The sequence below is a fragment of the Rhodococcus sp. NBC_00297 genome, from assembly GCF_036173065.1.
Lineage (GTDB): Bacteria > Actinomycetota > Actinomycetes > Mycobacteriales > Mycobacteriaceae > Rhodococcoides.
Genome location: NZ_CP108041.1, coordinates 4,320,483 through 4,335,670, shown reverse-complemented (window position 1 = coordinate 4,335,670; position 15,188 = coordinate 4,320,483). Strand labels below are relative to the sequence as shown.

General features: G+C 64.8%; 14 protein-coding genes. 4 read left to right on the top strand and 10 right to left on the bottom strand.

Features of this window, described 5'->3' with window-relative positions:
* Nucleotides 1-60: 60 nt before the first annotated feature.
* The 5 genes from OG947_RS20450 to OG947_RS20430 are packed head-to-tail and all read right to left on the bottom strand — an operon-like array spanning nt 61 to nt 4,991.
* Entirely contained in the window at nt 61-963 is a 903-nt protein-coding gene (locus OG947_RS20450; RefSeq protein WP_328812744.1) for an NAD(P)-dependent oxidoreductase, read from the bottom strand.
* On the bottom strand, nt 960-2,033 hold the full coding sequence (locus tag OG947_RS20445; RefSeq protein ID WP_328812743.1) for a 2,3-butanediol dehydrogenase: 1,074 nt from the start codon (nt 2,031-2,033) through the stop codon (nt 960-962). Before OG947_RS20445 ends, OG947_RS20450 begins: the two co-directional genes overlap by 4 nt.
* Before the next feature lie 38 nt (nt 2,034-2,071).
* Nucleotides 2,072-2,842 (bottom strand): SDR family NAD(P)-dependent oxidoreductase, encoded by a 771-nt coding sequence (locus OG947_RS20440; RefSeq protein WP_328812742.1) that lies wholly within the window; start codon nt 2,840-2,842, stop codon nt 2,072-2,074.
* A complete protein-coding gene (locus OG947_RS20435) occupies nt 2,839-3,924 on the bottom strand; it encodes an SDR family oxidoreductase (RefSeq protein ID WP_308119405.1) in 1,086 nt (361 codons plus the stop codon). Before OG947_RS20435 ends, OG947_RS20440 begins: the two co-directional genes overlap by 4 nt.
* Nucleotides 3,925-3,932: 8 nt before the next feature.
* Nucleotides 3,933-4,991 (bottom strand): zinc-dependent alcohol dehydrogenase, encoded by a 1,059-nt coding sequence (locus OG947_RS20430; RefSeq protein WP_328812740.1) that lies wholly within the window; start codon nt 4,989-4,991, stop codon nt 3,933-3,935.
* 197 nt (nt 4,992-5,188) lie between these two features.
* Between OG947_RS20430 and OG947_RS20425 the strand changes: the two genes are divergently transcribed.
* On the top strand, nt 5,189-5,905 hold the full coding sequence (locus OG947_RS20425; RefSeq protein ID WP_222650360.1) for a helix-turn-helix domain-containing protein: 717 nt from the start codon (nt 5,189-5,191) through the stop codon (nt 5,903-5,905).
* Nucleotides 5,906-5,926: 21 nt separating this feature from the next.
* Here OG947_RS20425 and OG947_RS20420 read toward each other — a convergent pair whose 3' ends face one another.
* From OG947_RS20420 to OG947_RS20400, 5 genes are read right to left on the bottom strand one after another with little or no spacing between them, the layout of a single operon-like run.
* A complete protein-coding gene (locus tag OG947_RS20420) occupies nt 5,927-6,697 on the bottom strand; it encodes an SDR family NAD(P)-dependent oxidoreductase (RefSeq protein WP_328812739.1) in 771 nt (256 codons plus the stop codon).
* 26 nt (nt 6,698-6,723) lie between these two features.
* Nucleotides 6,724-7,698, bottom strand: coding sequence for a zinc-dependent alcohol dehydrogenase (locus OG947_RS20415; protein WP_328812738.1), 975 nt, complete (start codon nt 7,696-7,698; stop codon nt 6,724-6,726).
* Between the two features lie 39 nt (nt 7,699-7,737).
* The gene (locus OG947_RS20410; protein ID WP_328814080.1) at nt 7,738-10,254 is read right to left on the bottom strand and encodes an ATP-binding cassette domain-containing protein; all 2,517 of its coding nucleotides are present in this window, start codon (nt 10,252-10,254) and stop codon (nt 7,738-7,740) included.
* A gap of 5 nt (nt 10,255-10,259) precedes the next feature.
* The gene (locus OG947_RS20405; RefSeq protein ID WP_222650357.1) at nt 10,260-11,345 is read right to left on the bottom strand and encodes a substrate-binding domain-containing protein; all 1,086 of its coding nucleotides are present in this window, start codon (nt 11,343-11,345) and stop codon (nt 10,260-10,262) included.
* A gap of 47 nt (nt 11,346-11,392) precedes the next feature.
* Nucleotides 11,393-12,376 carry an ABC transporter permease gene (locus OG947_RS20400; protein WP_261781654.1) on the bottom strand — a complete coding sequence of 328 codons (984 nt, stop codon included), beginning with the start codon at nt 12,374-12,376 and terminating at the stop codon, nt 11,393-11,395.
* Nucleotides 12,377-12,769: 393 nt separating this feature from the next.
* Here OG947_RS20400 and OG947_RS20395 point away from each other — a divergent pair, with 393 nt between their 5' ends.
* The 3 genes from OG947_RS20395 to OG947_RS20385 are packed head-to-tail and all read left to right on the top strand — an operon-like array spanning nt 12,770 to nt 15,158.
* Nucleotides 12,770-13,171: a nuclear transport factor 2 family protein gene (locus OG947_RS20395; protein WP_222650355.1), complete on the top strand. Its 402-nt coding sequence runs from the start codon at nt 12,770-12,772 to the stop codon at nt 13,169-13,171.
* Between the two features lie 29 nt (nt 13,172-13,200).
* Nucleotides 13,201-14,274, top strand: coding sequence for a maleylacetate reductase (locus OG947_RS20390; protein ID WP_328812737.1), 1,074 nt, complete (start codon nt 13,201-13,203; stop codon nt 14,272-14,274).
* Entirely contained in the window at nt 14,271-15,158 is an 888-nt protein-coding gene (locus tag OG947_RS20385) for a dioxygenase family protein (RefSeq protein WP_222650353.1), read from the top strand. Before OG947_RS20390 ends, OG947_RS20385 begins: the two co-directional genes overlap by 4 nt.
* The last annotated feature ends 30 nt before the right edge of the window (nt 15,159-15,188 follow it).

Genomic DNA, 15,188 nt, shown 5'->3' with positions numbered 1-15,188 from the left:
GGTGGATCTTATCCGGACGGCGGTGAATCGGGTGACCCATCGCCATCGCGGAAGGCAGCACTACGGTTGGTCCGACAATCCCAGGTACTCGAGCACGGCTGCCATGTCCTTGTCGCCCAGCCCAGTAGCCAACGCACGGTCCAGGACGTTCCCGACCGTCGCGGCCTGGGGAAGGTTCAGGTCGTGGCGCCGAGCGAGTTCCAACCCCAGGCCCACATCCTTGTGCAGGAGAGACAGCGGGAACGCGACACCCGCCCCGTCAGGATCCAGGAAATGGTCACGTTTGTATCCGACATACGGGGCTGCCACTGCGCTCGACCCGAGAACGTCGTAGAACGCCGACGCGGTCAGCCCGTCGGCCTCGGCCAGGAGCAACGCCTCTGCGATGCCTTGATTGAGCGAGGCCAGCACCGAGTTCACGGCAAGCTTCGCCACCGACGCCGTACCTACCGGCCCGGTGTGGAACTGAGCCTTCGTCATGGCGGCGAGCACCGGCTGCAGTCGCCTGAACTGGTCTGCATCGGCTCCCACCATCGTGCTGATCTGACCGGTCTCAGCGAGGCTGACACTGCCCGACACCGGAGCGTCGACGACGGCGACACCGGCAGCCTCTGCCCGCGAGGCGAAGGCGCGGACCGCGGTGGGTCCGACCGTCCCCATCACGACGTGCAGATGGCCGGAAGCAGCGGCTGGAACGATGCCGCCCTCGCCGAACAACACGTCGTCGGTGGCCGCGGCGTCGGGCAGCATGCTGAACGAGACATCGGCTCGGGCCAGATCCGACGGGCCGGACGCGACGGTGACCGCTTCCAATCCTTCGGGTAATGAATCCGCGGACAGGTACAGGTCGTAGGCGGTCACGGAGTGTCCGGCCTCGAGGAGACGACGGACCATGTGCGCGCCCATACGTCCGATGCCGGCGAAACCGATGTTCATGTGTCGTCCTTCGTCGATGGTGGTCACGACGGCGAACCGCCGACTCGGACCAGGAGCTTCTGGGCGTCACCCTCGGGGTCGAGGAGTCGGTCGAATCCGCCGGCGACGATGTTCTCGACGTCGATGATCTCGCTGACCACTTTCTCCACGGGGAAGCGACCCGAGGCGACCAGAGCGATGATGCGGGGCCAGTCGTACACGGGGTAGCACCACGTGCCTACGAGAGTGATGTCTCTGTTGGACAACGCCATCGGGTCGATGGTCGCCGGCCGCACATGCAGACCGACCTGCGAAACCGTGCCGGCCGAGCGCACGCTGTCCAGCGCTGCCGTCAGACCGTTCTGGTGGCCCGAGCATTCCGCCGCGACGTCGACGCCGATTCCGCCCGTCAGTGCGCGTACGACCGCCGGAACGTCCTGCACCGTCGGGTCGAGAACCTCGGCGATGCCGAAGCCCTCGATCAGCGCACGACGTTCGGCATTCGGTTCTGAGACGAAGATCCGTGAGGCGCCGGCCGCGTGGGAGTACAACGCCGACAGGGCGCCGATCGGCCCGGCTCCGGTGATCAGGATCGTGTCGCCCGCCCCGAACCCCGTCTGGTCGACACCGTAGGCCGCGACCGCAGCAGGCTCGATGAGTGCGCCCTGGACATCGCTCACGGCGTCCGGCAACACCGATACCTGCCGTTCCTGCACCACGACCAGTTCGGCAATACCGCCACCACCCCAGCTCAGACCTGTGCAGGCCATCACCACACACAGGTGGTTCAGTCCGCGACGGCAGTAGTAGCACGTGCCGCACGTGATCAGCGGCATCACCGAGACGCGGTCACCCACCGCCACCGAGGTGACGTCCGCGCCTAGTTCCACCACTCGGGCCGAGAACTCGTGTCCGAAGATCTGCGGGGCGCTGGCGCCGGTCAACGCGTGCGGCTCGGTAGGAATGACGATCGGTCCGAAGGCGTACTCGTGCAGGTCCGTCCCGCATATGCCGCAGAAGAACGGCCGAAGCAGAACCTCGTTCGGCCCGACGGTTGCGGGCGGCGCGACGTCTTCCACTCGGACGTCGTGACGGTCGTGAAATACGGCAGCGCGCATCTTTCTCTCCTGTGTTCGGTGTGGTCGACGTTCGTGCATCACACAGCGGTGATGCCACCGTCGATAGTGATCGCGGCGCCGGTCTGGTAGCCGACATCCTCGCGGAGGAGGAAGGCGACCAGTTCCGCAATCTCGGTCACGCTGCCGTAGCGGCGTAGCGGCGTCCCCTCCATGAAACGTTCCCGTTCGAATCCCGGATCGTCGGGGTTGACGAGTGTTTCCGACCGGGACATGAGCGGGGTATCGATGGGTCCGGGACAGATGCAGTTGACCCGGATGCCATAGGGAGCGGATTCTGCTGCGGCCGTTCGGGTCAGACCCAGAACGCCGTGCTTCGTCACCACGTAGTCCGAGCGATCGGGCGCCGCCTTCAGGCTGAGGATCGACCCGGTGTTCACCACCGCACCACCGCCTGCCCTGCGAATCAGAGGCAGAACGTGCTTGAGGCCGAAGAACATACTCGACAGATTGATATCGACGACGGAACGCCATTCTGCTTCCGTGGTGTCGATGATCGACTTGTGCACGCCCTCGACGCCCGCGTTGTTGAAGAACAGATGCACGTCACCGAGCAGCGTCGTCGCGGCGTTCGCGTACGCCTCGACCTGTGCGTGGTCGGATACGTCCGCCTGGTACGGGTGGATGTCGCCGACCGACTCCGATGCGACACGCTCCGCGCCCGCCACATCACGATCGACGGCGAGCACCCGCGCGCCGGCCGAGGCGAGCCGCAAGGCCACCGCCCGTCCGATTCCACTGCCCGCTCCGGTGACGACGGCGCCTTTCCCGGCGAAGGATGCCTCACTCATCGCGTCGGCAGGATCGAGGCGGCGCGGTACCGGTCGGTCTTCTCGACGAAACTGTCGAATGTCGAACGGAATCCGAGGAAGCCCGCCTGACGGCTCTTGGTCATGTCGGTCAGGCACTCGATGTTGCGGCCCAGGTCGCTGTCCGTATGCCACCACGACGCCAGTCGGTCGACGTCGTCTTCTGCCAAGGAGTGTCGGGCGGCGATCTCCGCCCAGATCTTCGGTGCGTCCTCGGTGCGATCGTCCAGAGGCTTGGGACTGTCTGCGTACCCGACAGGCTCGACGCCGAACACCGCGGCGATCTTCGGCCACATCCATCGCCACCGGAAGACGTCACCGTTCGCGATGTTGAAGGCTTCGTTCTCACCTTCCGGATGGGTTGCCGCCCAGATCATCTGCTCACCCAGCAGGTCGGCATCCGTGATGTCGGTCAAGCCGTCCCACTGCGTCTGCGAACCGGGAAACACGAAGGGTTCGCCCTTCTCGCGGCAGATCTCGGCGTAGACGCCGAGGGTCAGCACCATGTTCATGGCGTTACCGACGGCGAAGCCGAACACGGTGTGAGCGCGGTGCACGCTCCACGTGAAATTCTGCTCGGACGCTGCAGCGAACAGCTCATCTTCTTGCGCGTAGTAGAAGTTCGGGCTGTCCAGTCGAGGCTCGTTCTCGTGGAACGGCGTCTCGGCCATGACACCGGTGGCGTAGTCGTCGAAGGGGCCCAGATAGTGCTTGAGCCCGGTGAGCAGCGCGACGTGCCGTACGGATCCGCTGCTTTTCAGTGCCGCGAGGACGTTGCGCACCGTGGCGCTGTTGACCTCGATGTTCTTCTGCTCGGAGTCCTGCTTCATCCACGCCGTGATGAAGACGATCTCGGGGTCGACGCCCTGGAGGGCCGTGGCCAGGGACTCGGGGTCGAGAAGATCTCCCGCAACGGGGATGACGCCGTCGACGGGGTTCTTCGATCCGCGGGAGAGTCCGTACGTGGTCCATCCCGACTCGACGAGTCGGCGTGAGACCGTCTGTCCTGCAATACCGGTAGCACCGACGACAAGTGCTGTGCGTGCGTGGTTCTCTTCTGACACGGGTGAACTCATTTCGCTGGGTCGATCAGGACTTTGCCCTCGACCTGGCCTGTGGACAGACGATCGAGGGACGAGGGAAGGTCGGACAGCCCGACGGGCGCCTCGGCGAGTTCGCGGCCGAGCCGACCGGTCGCGAGGATGTCGAGGGCGGCAGGCAGATCCGTGTCGCAGACGTGGGCCAATGTGCTCTCGAGGGTGATCTCGCGGAACACGATCGAGTGCATGTCGAGAGCAGGCTTCTCCTTGGGGATGCCGACGGCGAGAACGCGCCCGCCGTCGGTGACCATCTGCAGCGCGGACACCAGCTGGCCCGGTGCACCGCTCGCTTCGATCACGACATCGGGCTTGCCGCCCAGCGCCTCGACGACGTCGGCGGCGATGTCGTCCGATGCGCCGAGGGTGCGATCGGCCCCGAGCCGCGTTGCGCGCTCGAGACGAGGACCCGGGAAGTCGACGACCGTGACGTTCACGTCGCCCAGGTATTTCAGGCCGGCGAGGACGAACGAACCGATCGCGCCGGCACCGATGACGACGACGTTGTCGCCGTCGCGCGCGCCGGACCTGCGGGCCGCATGGATTCCCACTGCCAGCGGCTGAGCAAGACCGGCATGGTCCACGGACAGCCCGGCCGGCAACGCGCGCAACGTCTTCGACGGTACCGCGGCGAATTCGGCCATCCCACCGTTCACGTTCAACCCGAGTGTTCTGTACGTCGAGCACTGATTCGTCCGGCCCTCCAGGCAGCGTCGACATCCGCCGCACCAGATGCCCGCGCCGGTCGCCACGAGGTCACCCACCGCGAAGGACGAACCCGTCGGAACATCGACTATTTCACCCACGAACTCGTGTCCGAGAATCAACGGTCCGATGTGCCCGCTGATGGGATGACGGCGCGTGACGGGGAACGTCTTCGGGCCGGCGACCCACTCGGAGGCATCCGTCCCGCATATTCCCGACCGCAACACGCGGAGAAGAACGTCGCCACTCGAAGGATCGGGGCCTGCAACGTCTTCGATGCGGATGTCGCGCGCACCGTGATACACGGCGGCTTTCATGGTCTGAGACAAGGAGACTCCTCGACGTGCTCGAAGTGTGATGCAAGCAACTGTGTTTGTAGAGTAACACTGCACATGTCCACCGCAAAGCACCTGTGTTCGTCCGAGATAAAACAGGAAACGAGTGCAATACTCAGGTACAAGCGTCGTGCGTCCAGTGGACACACACATGGCAGCAGTGCCCGCGGATCTGGAAGGGGAGGCGTGCGATGAGCGACACGGCGATCGAAGTCGGTACCTCGGACACAGCAGCACAGATGAACGTCCAGATGGGTCTGCGGTTGCGCGGGGCCCGCGAGGGCGCGGGAATGTCGCTGCGTGAAATGGCTCGACGCGTGAACCTCTCCCCCAGTTTCATCTCACAGGTCGAGTTGGGCCGCACAGCTCCCTCGGTCGGCACCCTCTATGCCATCGTGACCGAACTCGGGCTGTCGCTCGACTCACTGATGGCGGAAGACGTCGCGCCGCGCGACATGGAAAGCGCCGAGCCCGAACCGACTCCGGTCGAGGACGACCGACACGGCGTCAGTCACGCGCTCGGAAGCGCACCCGCTTCCCGTGTCGTCCCGCTGCCGGAAGTCGGGTCACTCCCCGGGCTCCAACGCGCCGACGAGCGGCCCGAGCTCTATCTGGGCGGCGTGCGGTGGGAACGCCTGACGCCCGACGACGATCCGAATGTCGAGTTCCTCCGGGTGACGTATCCGCCGAACACGGAATCGTGTCCCCCGGACAACCTGATGAACCACGGCGGTAAGGAGTACATCCACATCCTCTCGGGCAAGCTCGAGATCCAGGTGGCGTTCGCTCGCCAGGTACTCGGGCCGGGCGACAGTCTCCATTTCGATTCGTCGATCCCTCACAGGCTCAGCAACCCGCACGCCGAGACGTGCATCGCGATGTGGTTCGTCGTGGGGCGCCAGCACTGAAACGCTGACACACCCCGAGCGTCACACGGCAGTGTAACCGCCGTCGACGACCAGCGCGGAGCCGTGTACGAAGCGTGCTTCGTCGCTGGCCAGGAACAACACCGCCTGTGCCACGTCCTCCGGCTCACCCACATGTCCGATGGGGTGTTTGGGCTCCATGATGTCGAGATATCCGCGCAATCCGCCCTCACTGCGCTCGGCGAGCTCCCGGACGAACGGCGTCAGAATGGTTCCCGGATGCACGGAGTTGACCCGGATGTGGTCACGACCGTACGTCGCGGCATCCTTCTTGGTCATGAGCGTCACGGCACCCTTGGCTGCGTGGTAGGGCGCCATCTCGTGCGAGCCCACGAGTCCGTAGATCGACGAGATGTTGACAATGCTTCCGCCACCGTTGTCGCGCAGATGGCGGATGACATGTTTGGTGCAGAAGAAGACACCTTTCACGTCGACGGCGAACACCGCGTCCCATTCCGCTTCGGTGACTTCGTCGGTGGGCTTGTCGACTCCTGAGATCCCGGCGTTGTTGACCAGGATGTCGAGTTTTCCCCAGTGACGGCGCACCTCGTCGAACACGGCGGACACGGAGTCCTCCGAACTCACGTCCAGCGACCAGAATTTCGCCTGCCCTCCGCTCTGTTCGATGAGGCGCACGGTCTCGAGACCGTCCTTCTCCGAGACGTCGGTGACGGCGACGGCGGCTCCCTCGGCGGCGAACAGAACGGCCATCGCACGACCCATTCCGTTCCCCGACCCGGTGACGATCGCAATTTTTCCGTGCAGGCGTGGCATGAGCAGTCCCTCGGTCGGTCGAACGATCAGAGTGTGGCGTCGAAGGTGATGTGCACCTTGATGTTCTCGGCAGTCTTGCGCGACTCGGCGAGTGCGGTCACCGCGTCGTCGGCCGAGAATTCCCGGGTGACCAGTCGACCGAGGTCGATGCCGCTCCTGGCGATGAAGCGCAGGGTGGCCGGCCACACCCCCGGTGATCCGATCGCCCCCCTGATGTCTAGTTCCTTGGACTGGATGAGGCCGAGCTTCGCCGGCGCGGAACGTCCGACATCGATACCGATGTACACCAACCGTGCACGGTGGCCGGCGAGTTCGAGCGCGGTGGCCATGACCTCCGGGCGGCCGGTAGCCTCGACGACCACGTCGGCTCCCCGTCCCCGGCTTTCCTCGCGCAGGACACGCTCGACGTCTTCGGGTGTCACCGCGTGCGCCGCACCGAGTTCCAGCGCTGCCGCACGTCGCGCGTCGGACGGCTCGACGACGATGGTCGTGGCGCCGAGCGCTGCCGCACCGGCGACGACGCCGAGGCCGATCGGTCCGGCACCGAGGACGACGAGCACATCGCTGGCATTGACGTTCCCAGCGCGCATCAGCCCGTAGTAGCCACAACTGAACGGCTCCACCAGAGCCCCGCTGGTGAAGGACACCTCGTCCGGAAGCTTGTGCAGCCAGGCAGGTTTCACGACGAAGAACTCCGCCGCCGCACCACTGATCGAGAACCCGAAGTGGTCCTCACCGATGACGCATTCGCCGACCACCCGGTCTCCGACGACGAATTCGGTCACATCCGCGCCGACCTTCGCCACCTCACCGGACCACTCGTGCCCGGGGATGACGGGATACTCGAACGGAATGATGTACCGACCTTCGAGCAGTTCGATGTCGGAATGGCACACACCGACGGATCGGGCCGCGATGAGAACCTCGTCGGCGGCGATCTGCGGAACGTCGATGTTCTGGACCTCGGCCGTGTTCTCTGCGACAAATCTGAGTGCTTTCACGTCACATGCCTTTCGGGAAATATCGAGTGGGGTGCGGTGTCAGTGGTGACGGGTTTCCTGGCGCTTCTGTAGGCCGATGTAGAGCACGGCCGCGATGATGACGATCCCGCCCTGCAGCCAGTACTGCCACGCTGTGCCGAGCCGCAGGAAGTTCGCCATCGCCAGGATCACCTGCAGAAGAAGCGCTCCCAACAGCACAGCGATCGGAGAACCGCTACCACCGCGCAGCAACGTTCCGGCAACGACGACGGCCGTGATGCTGGCAAGGGTGAAGGTGATCCCCTGATTGGGGTCGCCCACGCCCACCTGGCCGACCAGCATGATGCCGCCGAGCATGGTCAGCAACGAGCACCCCACGTACGCCGCGGTGACGGTGACGCCGGTCCGGACGCCGAACTTCTCCGCGATGGACGCGTTCGATCCGGAGGCGCGCAACGCGATACCGGGCCGTGCGTACCGCAACGCGACAGCGAGGCCGACGGCGGCGAGCACCACTATCACGGAGGCGACAGGGACAGGGCCGAGGCTGTAGTTGATGACGTCGAGAATGGTGAAGTCGACGTATCCGTCGATCTCGGGGCGGAGCAGCAGCGACACACCCTGGATACCGATGTAGGTCACCAACGTTGCGGCTACGGCCGTGAACTTCAATCCGCGGATGAGACCACCGTTGATCGCACCGACGACGATCGCCGCGGCGACCGCGATGACGATGCCGCCGAGCAACCGGGTCACCGACGCGCCGTCGTACCAGAAGAACGACATGATCACCAGGACGAGTCCGGTCAGAGGGCCGACAGACAGGTCGATCCCGCCCGTCATCACCACCAGCATTTGGCCCAGCGCGATGAAACCCAGGGCAGTTGTCGTGAGCAGTATCGACGAGATGTTGGCCTCGCCCAGGAAGCGGACGTTCTGTGTGGTCGCGATCAACGCCAGCAGGACTACTGCCCCCAGAAGGATGTAGCTCGGGAGGGATCGTGCGACACGGCTCGGCGCCGTCGCAACGGATCCCCTGCCGCGTGCGTCGGCGGACTCGGATTTCTCGGTTCGATGTCCCGTGGACGAGACCATCGCGGACATCATGTTGCGTTCGGTGAGGTCGTCACCGGTCAGCGATTCGACGATGGTTCCGCGTGAGATCACGAGGACACGGTCGCAGAGACCCTCGAGTTCCAGTGCGTCCGAGGACAGGACCACGACGGCCATGCCGTCGTCGGCGGCCGCCCGCAACTGAGCGTAGATCTCGGCGCGTGCACCGGCGTCGACACCCTGCGTGGGTTCCTCGGCAAGAATCAGGGTGGGCTGTGCCAGAAGCGCTCTGGCCAGGACCACCTTCTGCTGATTACCACCGGACAAGTTTCCGACCAGCGTCTCGACACTCGGCGCCTTCACGGTCAGAGCCGAGGACATCTCGGTGGTCAGCCGGCTCTCGCGGCCGCGATCGATGATGCCGTTCCGCAGGAAGCGACCGAAAGCTCCGAGCGCGGCGTTCTCGCGAATCGAGAACTCGGAAAGGACACCTTCGCCCGCACGATCGGCAGGCATGAAGGCGACTCCTGCTCTGTGGGCGTTCGCGGAGGAAGTCGACGACAATTCGGTACCGCCCAGGCGGACGGAACCGGTCGACGGCGTCAGACCGGCGAGCGCACGGAGGAGGGACACCTGCCCGTTGCCGGCGACGCCGGCAAGTCCGACGATCTCCCCCGCACCGACCGAGAACGAGATGTCGTCGAAGTCTCTGCCGGACAGCGCGTCGACGACCAGGCCGTCACCGGCCGGGCCTTGTCGCTTCGGAGGAAACACCGCGTCGACGTCGCGTCCGGCGATGAGGGTGATGATCTCGTCGTCCGTCAGCGTCTGCGGGTCGTAGGATCCGCGCACGCGTCCGTCGCGCAGGATCGTCATGGTGTCGGCCAACTCTCGGACCTCGGGGATGCGGTGCGTGATGTAGACGACGGCCACCCCCGCAGCAGCCACACTGCGTACCCGCTCGAAGAGAAGGTCGACCTTGTCCTGGACCAACGGCGCCGTGGGCTCGTCGAGAATGAGCACTTTGGTCTCGGTGGCAAGGGCTTTCGCGATCTCGATCAACTGACGCTCGGCGATCGGCAGATCACCACACTTGGTGTCCGGGTGGACGACGCACCCCACGGCGGCCAACTTCTCGGTGACCCAGGGACCGATCTCGAAGACGGACGGCCGGAGACTGCGAGGAATGGCGAGTGCCATGTTCTCGGAGACCGTCAGGTCAGGCAGCAGGGCCGGAGTCTGATGGACGATCGAGATTCCCAGTTCCAGTGCTTCGGCCGGTGTCAGACCCGTGCGCTCTATCCCACCGACACTCACCGAACCCGATGTGGGCGTGAGTGTCCCGGAGATGATCGACATGAGTGTGGATTTGCCGGCACCGTTCTCACCGAGCAGGGCATGAACCTGGCCGGGCACGACGTCGATGTCGACGCCGGACAGAGCGGTGACGGGTCCGAAGGTCATCCCGACTCCGCGAACCTGCAGATACGGGGTGGCCAGGGTGGCGGAGTTCGCATGGATCATGTCGGTCACTGGAGTACCTCTCCGATACGTTGCGGATCGAGCGAGCTGGAGAGGAGGGCATCCTCGGGGAGTGTCGGGTCGCATACGGGTGCGGAGGGAGTACCGCTGATCGAGTCCTCGAAGGCCCTCGGCACGTCGATCTTCGACTCGGGAGCGACTCCTCCGGTGGCCTCCGCCACCACGTGCTGCACAGCCAGTCGCACCATGTAGGTCTGTGATGTGACGGTCAACAGCTGGAACTCCGGATTCGCGTCCTTCAACTGCTCGTACTGGCACGACAATCCGTTCACATCCGCCGATGCCAACAGTGGCAGTGGCCGACCGGCCTGTTGGAATGCGGTCAAGATGCTGGTGGCGGCGAAGTCGGTCATCACCGCATCGATCTGGGGGAAGCGCGACAGCATGGTCGACGTAGCCTGCTGGGTCTCTGCGGGAGTCCAGTTGGTGACTGTGAACGGCTGGTCACCGATCAGCTTGATTCCCGGATGATCGACCAGAACCTGCTGCAGTCCCTCGTATTCCGCGAGATCCTGCGAGTTCGCGGGTGGACCACCGAGGAAGAGGACGTTGCCTTCACCGTTCGGCAACGACTCGACCAGCCATTCACCGTAGATCCGGCCGATCTCGTTGAAGTCGGCGGCGACGAACGTCGTGTACTCCGACCCCTCCGAGCCGCCGGGAGAGACACGGTACGGAACCACGGCGACTCCCGACTTGTACTCGTAGCGGAGTGCGGGCAGTACCGCTTTACCGGAATCGGGGAACACCAACATGCCGTCGACGCCCTGGGCCCCGAGACTCTTGATATCGGCGATCGCCTTCTGGGTGTCGCCCTGAGCGTCCGTGGTGATGAAGTCCGTCACCGACGAGCACTTGGCGAGTTCGTCCTTCAGCTCCTCGATGTTGGTTCTCTTCCAACTGTTTCCGCCGCTACCGTCGGCGAAGCCGATGATGGCGGAGTCGGGGCCGCACCAAGTCGGCCGGGGTTCGTCGGCGGACACGGTGTCGAATCCGCCGACCGAGCAGCCGGCCACCATGGATACGGCGCAGGCGAGCGTCAGTGCTCGGGTGGCTGAGTTTCTGTACGTCATCGCATTCGTCCTCGAGTTGCGGGTGAGCGGTTCGGCGGTCGGTCGTGTCACTCGGACGACACCAGATCTCGTGGTGCTGTTTCGGTGCGGCGTCTGCGGAGGACCCCGGGATTCAGACCGCTGTGGAAGGCCACGCCGAGACCCAGAGCGAGTGCCTGGATCACGATCTGCCAGCCGTAGCTGAGCCCGAGGGTCGACGCGAGACGGTCGACCTGGGTGAAGAAGAGCGCTGCGATCAAGGAGGCGAGCACGCTGCCCTTGCCCCCGAGGAGCGACGTACCGCCGAGGACCACGGCGGCGACGGACGGCAGCAGATACGTGTTGCCCTCGGTGATGCCCGGTGTGTTCACGATGCCTGTCAACAGGATTCCGGCGATCGCGTAGAGAACCGCCGCGCCGGAGTACGCGCTCAGGGTGTATCCGAGCGGCCTGATGCCGGCGGCGGTGGCGACGCGGGGACTGGCACCCACGGCTTCGAATTTGCGTCCCGACGGTGTGAGCCGCACGAACAGTCCGACGACGACGGTCAGAGCGACTGCGACCAGCACGGTCACGGGAATGCCGGCGAACGAGGATCCGATGACGTCGGACAGACCGTTCGGGGTACGGCGAGCGGCTCCGCCGGACACCGCCCAGGTGGCACCGATCAACAGTGCGTTGACACCGAGAGTCGCCACGATGGGAGCGACGTCGAAACGCGCCACGACGAAACCGGATACTGCTCCGGCACCCGCCGCGATGACCAATGCTGCAACCAGTGCCATCACGATCGCTCCCGTCGTCCCGCTGCTCGCCACCTTGGTGACGACGACGACGGACAACGAGAAGACGCCCGGCACGGACAGGTCGATACCGCCCTGCTGTACGACGAGCGTCTGACCGATGGCGACGACCGCCAGGATGGCCGCGAAGGGCAGCATCGCGGAAATGGCTCCACCGCTGACGCTTTGAGGTGCCACGATCGCGCTGATGACGAACAGCACGACCGTGGCGATGCCTATCGCGACAGCACCCCGAGCGCGTCCGCTCATGGCGGACCTGACAAGTCCTCCGGCCGGCGGCGGGCCGGTGCCCGACTGATCGTCTGATGTCACGAGAAGTCTCCGTTGATCGAGCGAGTGAGTGAGTCGAGCTCCGACGAACGCGTGTCCAGTAACGCTGCATGTCGTGTCCTGTGCTGATTGAACTGTGCGTTGAGTCACTTGTCAAGGAGCTTGGGTAACCAGTCACTCTCACCAGTTCGTATGGCATCTGTAGTGCAGTTTTCTGAAGTTGTTCGTCGCCGACGGAGATCGTCGGCCTGTCTCTGCGAGGTGAACGCAGCAGAAATCGGGTGTTCTGTGACAGTTGACACTTGTCGGTCGGATCCATAACGTCGACAACCATCGGCATCGTTTCGGCCGCACGACTTCTAGGAGAACCCCATGACCGAACCCCGGGTACTGGACATCGACACGGTCAAGGCCGAGATACTCGACCTCGAGGACCGCCGCTACCAGGCAGTGGTCGACGGTGACTTCGACACCTTCCGTAGCTTGTGCCACCCCGATCTCGTGTACACCCACTCCGACGGAAGCCGCGATTCCGTAGCGTCGTATCTGGAGAAGGTGGAATCCGGGTTCTACGTCTATCACCGCATCGACCACCCCACCGACGACGTTCTGGTGTCCGGGGACACCGCGATCGTGGTCGGCGAGATGAACGCGAGCATCACTGCGAACGGCAAGGACAAGGACCTGGTCAACAACTGCATCGCCGTGTGGGTGCGCGAGAACGGCTCGTGGCTTCTCCTGGCGTACCAGCCCACGCCGCGACCGGCATCCTGACCGAACTCCCACGACATCAGGAGGCACCCGTGCTCGAGTTCGACCACGACACACTCGCTCAACGAGTTCTGTTCGGCGCAGGACGAGCTGCATCCAACCTCGCCTCGGAGGTCGAGCGACTGCGCTCGAACTCCGTCATGGTGATCGCCGGACCCGCGGAGGCCGAGTTGGCCGTCGAGGTTTGTCGATCGATCACCCCGCGGTTGATGTACTCCGACGTCGCACCGCATGTTCCGGTCGAGAAAGCCGAGAAGGCGCGTGCCGCGGCCGCTGACCACGACGTCGACCTCCTGGTCAGTATCGGTGGCGGTTCGACCACCGGCCTCGCCAAGGCGGTGGCCCTCACCACCGGGATACCGATTGTCGCCATTCCGACGACCTATGCGGGATCCGAGGCCACGAACGTCTGGGGCATGACGGAGGCGTCACGGAAGACGACGGGTGTCGACGCGCGGGTTCTCCCCACGACCGTCATCTACGACGTCATGTCGCTACTCACGCTTCCGGTGGAGCTGAGCGTCGCGTCGGGTCTCAACGCCCTGGCACATTCGATCGATTCGATGTGGGCGCCGCGGGCCGACCCGATCAACTCGACACTGGCCGTCGAGGCCATCAGCGCACTGTCGGGCGGACTACGACACATCAAGCGGGACTCCACGAGTCAGGACGGCCACGAGCAGACTCTGTACGGGGCCTACCTGTCGGCCGTGGCATTCGCCTCGGCCGGTTCGGGTCTGCACCACAAGATCTGCCATGTCCTCGGTGGGGCGTACGACATGCCTCATGCCCAGACCCACGCCGTGGTTCTGCAACACGTACTCGAGTTCAACGCTCCCTACGCACCGGTTGCCGAGAGGCGCATCGCCGCCGCCCTCTCCACGGCGACAGCGGTAGAAGGCCTGGCATCACTTCGCGCCGACCTCGATGCTCCTCGCGCGCTTCGCGATTACGGTCTGAACGAGAAGGACCTACCGGACGCCGCGAACCTCGTTCTCGAGGCGGTCCCCCCGTCCAACCCGCGACCGGTGACCGCCGAGTCGTTGACCGCTCTGTTGCATGACGCATGGGCGGGAACGTCGACGGATCTGGAGGCCACCCGATGACCGAAACGTCGATCGAACAGCAGCAGAGAGAACGCGAGCTGACGGACAAGGTCGTCGCCAGCTTCGCCGACGCGCCCGATCCTCGGCTGCGAGACGTGCTCACGTCGCTCACCGAGCACCTGCACGCCTTCATACGTGACGTGCGCCTGACTCAGGAGGAATGGAATACCGCCATCGAGTTCCTCACTCGGGTCGGGCACATCACCGACGACAAACGACAAGAATTCATTCTTCTCTCCGATGTCTTCGGTGCGTCCATGCAGACCGTCACGGTCAACAACGAGGCCGTCGCCCACGAGACGGAAGCGACTGTGTTCGGGCCCTTCTTCGTCGACGACGCACCCGCCACTCCCCCGGGCGGTGACATCTCCGGAGGCGCACCGGGACAGGCATGTTGGGTCGAGGGCACCGTGACCGACACCGACGGCAAGCCGGTACCGAACGCGCGGATCGAAGTCTGGGAAGCGGACGACGACGGCTTCTACGACGTGCAGTACTCCGACGGACGAGTGGCTGCGCGCGGGCATCTGTTCTCCGACGCCGAGGGGCGATACGCATTCTGGGGCCTCACTCCGACCCCGTATCCCATTCCTCACGACGGCCCGGTAGGCCGGATGCTCGACGCCGTCGGGCGATCACCCATGCGCGCGTCGCACCTGCACTTCATGGTCACCGCAGACGGCAAACGCACGTTGATCACTCACATCTTCGTGAGCGGAGACGAGCTACTGGACCGGGATTCCGTGTTCGGCGTGAAGGACTCGCTGATCAAGGACTTCGTCGAGCAACCGGCCGGCACACCCACGCCGGACGGGCGCGATCTCGGGGACGACACGTGGTCCCGCGTCACGTTCGACATTGTGCTCGCACCTGCGCGGACATGAGGCCCGGTCGTCCGGCGACTGCTCGTCACC

Excerpts from the sequence above, each read along its gene's own strand:
- OG947_RS20445 (WP_328812743.1), bottom strand. The coding sequence starts at position 2,033 with ATGCGCGCTGCCGTATTTCACGACCGTCACGACGTCCGAGTGGAAGAC.
- OG947_RS20440 (WP_328812742.1), bottom strand. The coding sequence starts at position 2,842 with ATGAGTGAGGCATCCTTCGCCGGGAAAGGCGCCGTCGTCACCGGAGCG.
- OG947_RS20425 (WP_222650360.1), top strand. The coding sequence starts at position 5,189 with ATGAGCGACACGGCGATCGAAGTCGGTACCTCGGACACAGCAGCACAG.
- OG947_RS20420 (WP_328812739.1), bottom strand. The coding sequence starts at position 6,697 with ATGCCACGCCTGCACGGAAAAATTGCGATCGTCACCGGGTCGGGGAAC.
- OG947_RS20410 (WP_328814080.1), bottom strand. The coding sequence starts at position 10,254 with ATGATCCATGCGAACTCCGCCACCCTGGCCACCCCGTATCTGCAGGTT.
- OG947_RS20405 (WP_222650357.1), bottom strand. The coding sequence starts at position 11,345 with ATGACGTACAGAAACTCAGCCACCCGAGCACTGACGCTCGCCTGCGCC.
- OG947_RS20400 (WP_261781654.1), bottom strand. The coding sequence starts at position 12,376 with ATGAGCGGACGCGCTCGGGGTGCTGTCGCGATAGGCATCGCCACGGTC.
- OG947_RS20395 (WP_222650355.1), top strand. The coding sequence starts at position 12,770 with ATGACCGAACCCCGGGTACTGGACATCGACACGGTCAAGGCCGAGATA.
- OG947_RS20385 (WP_222650353.1), top strand. The coding sequence starts at position 14,271 with ATGACCGAAACGTCGATCGAACAGCAGCAGAGAGAACGCGAGCTGACG.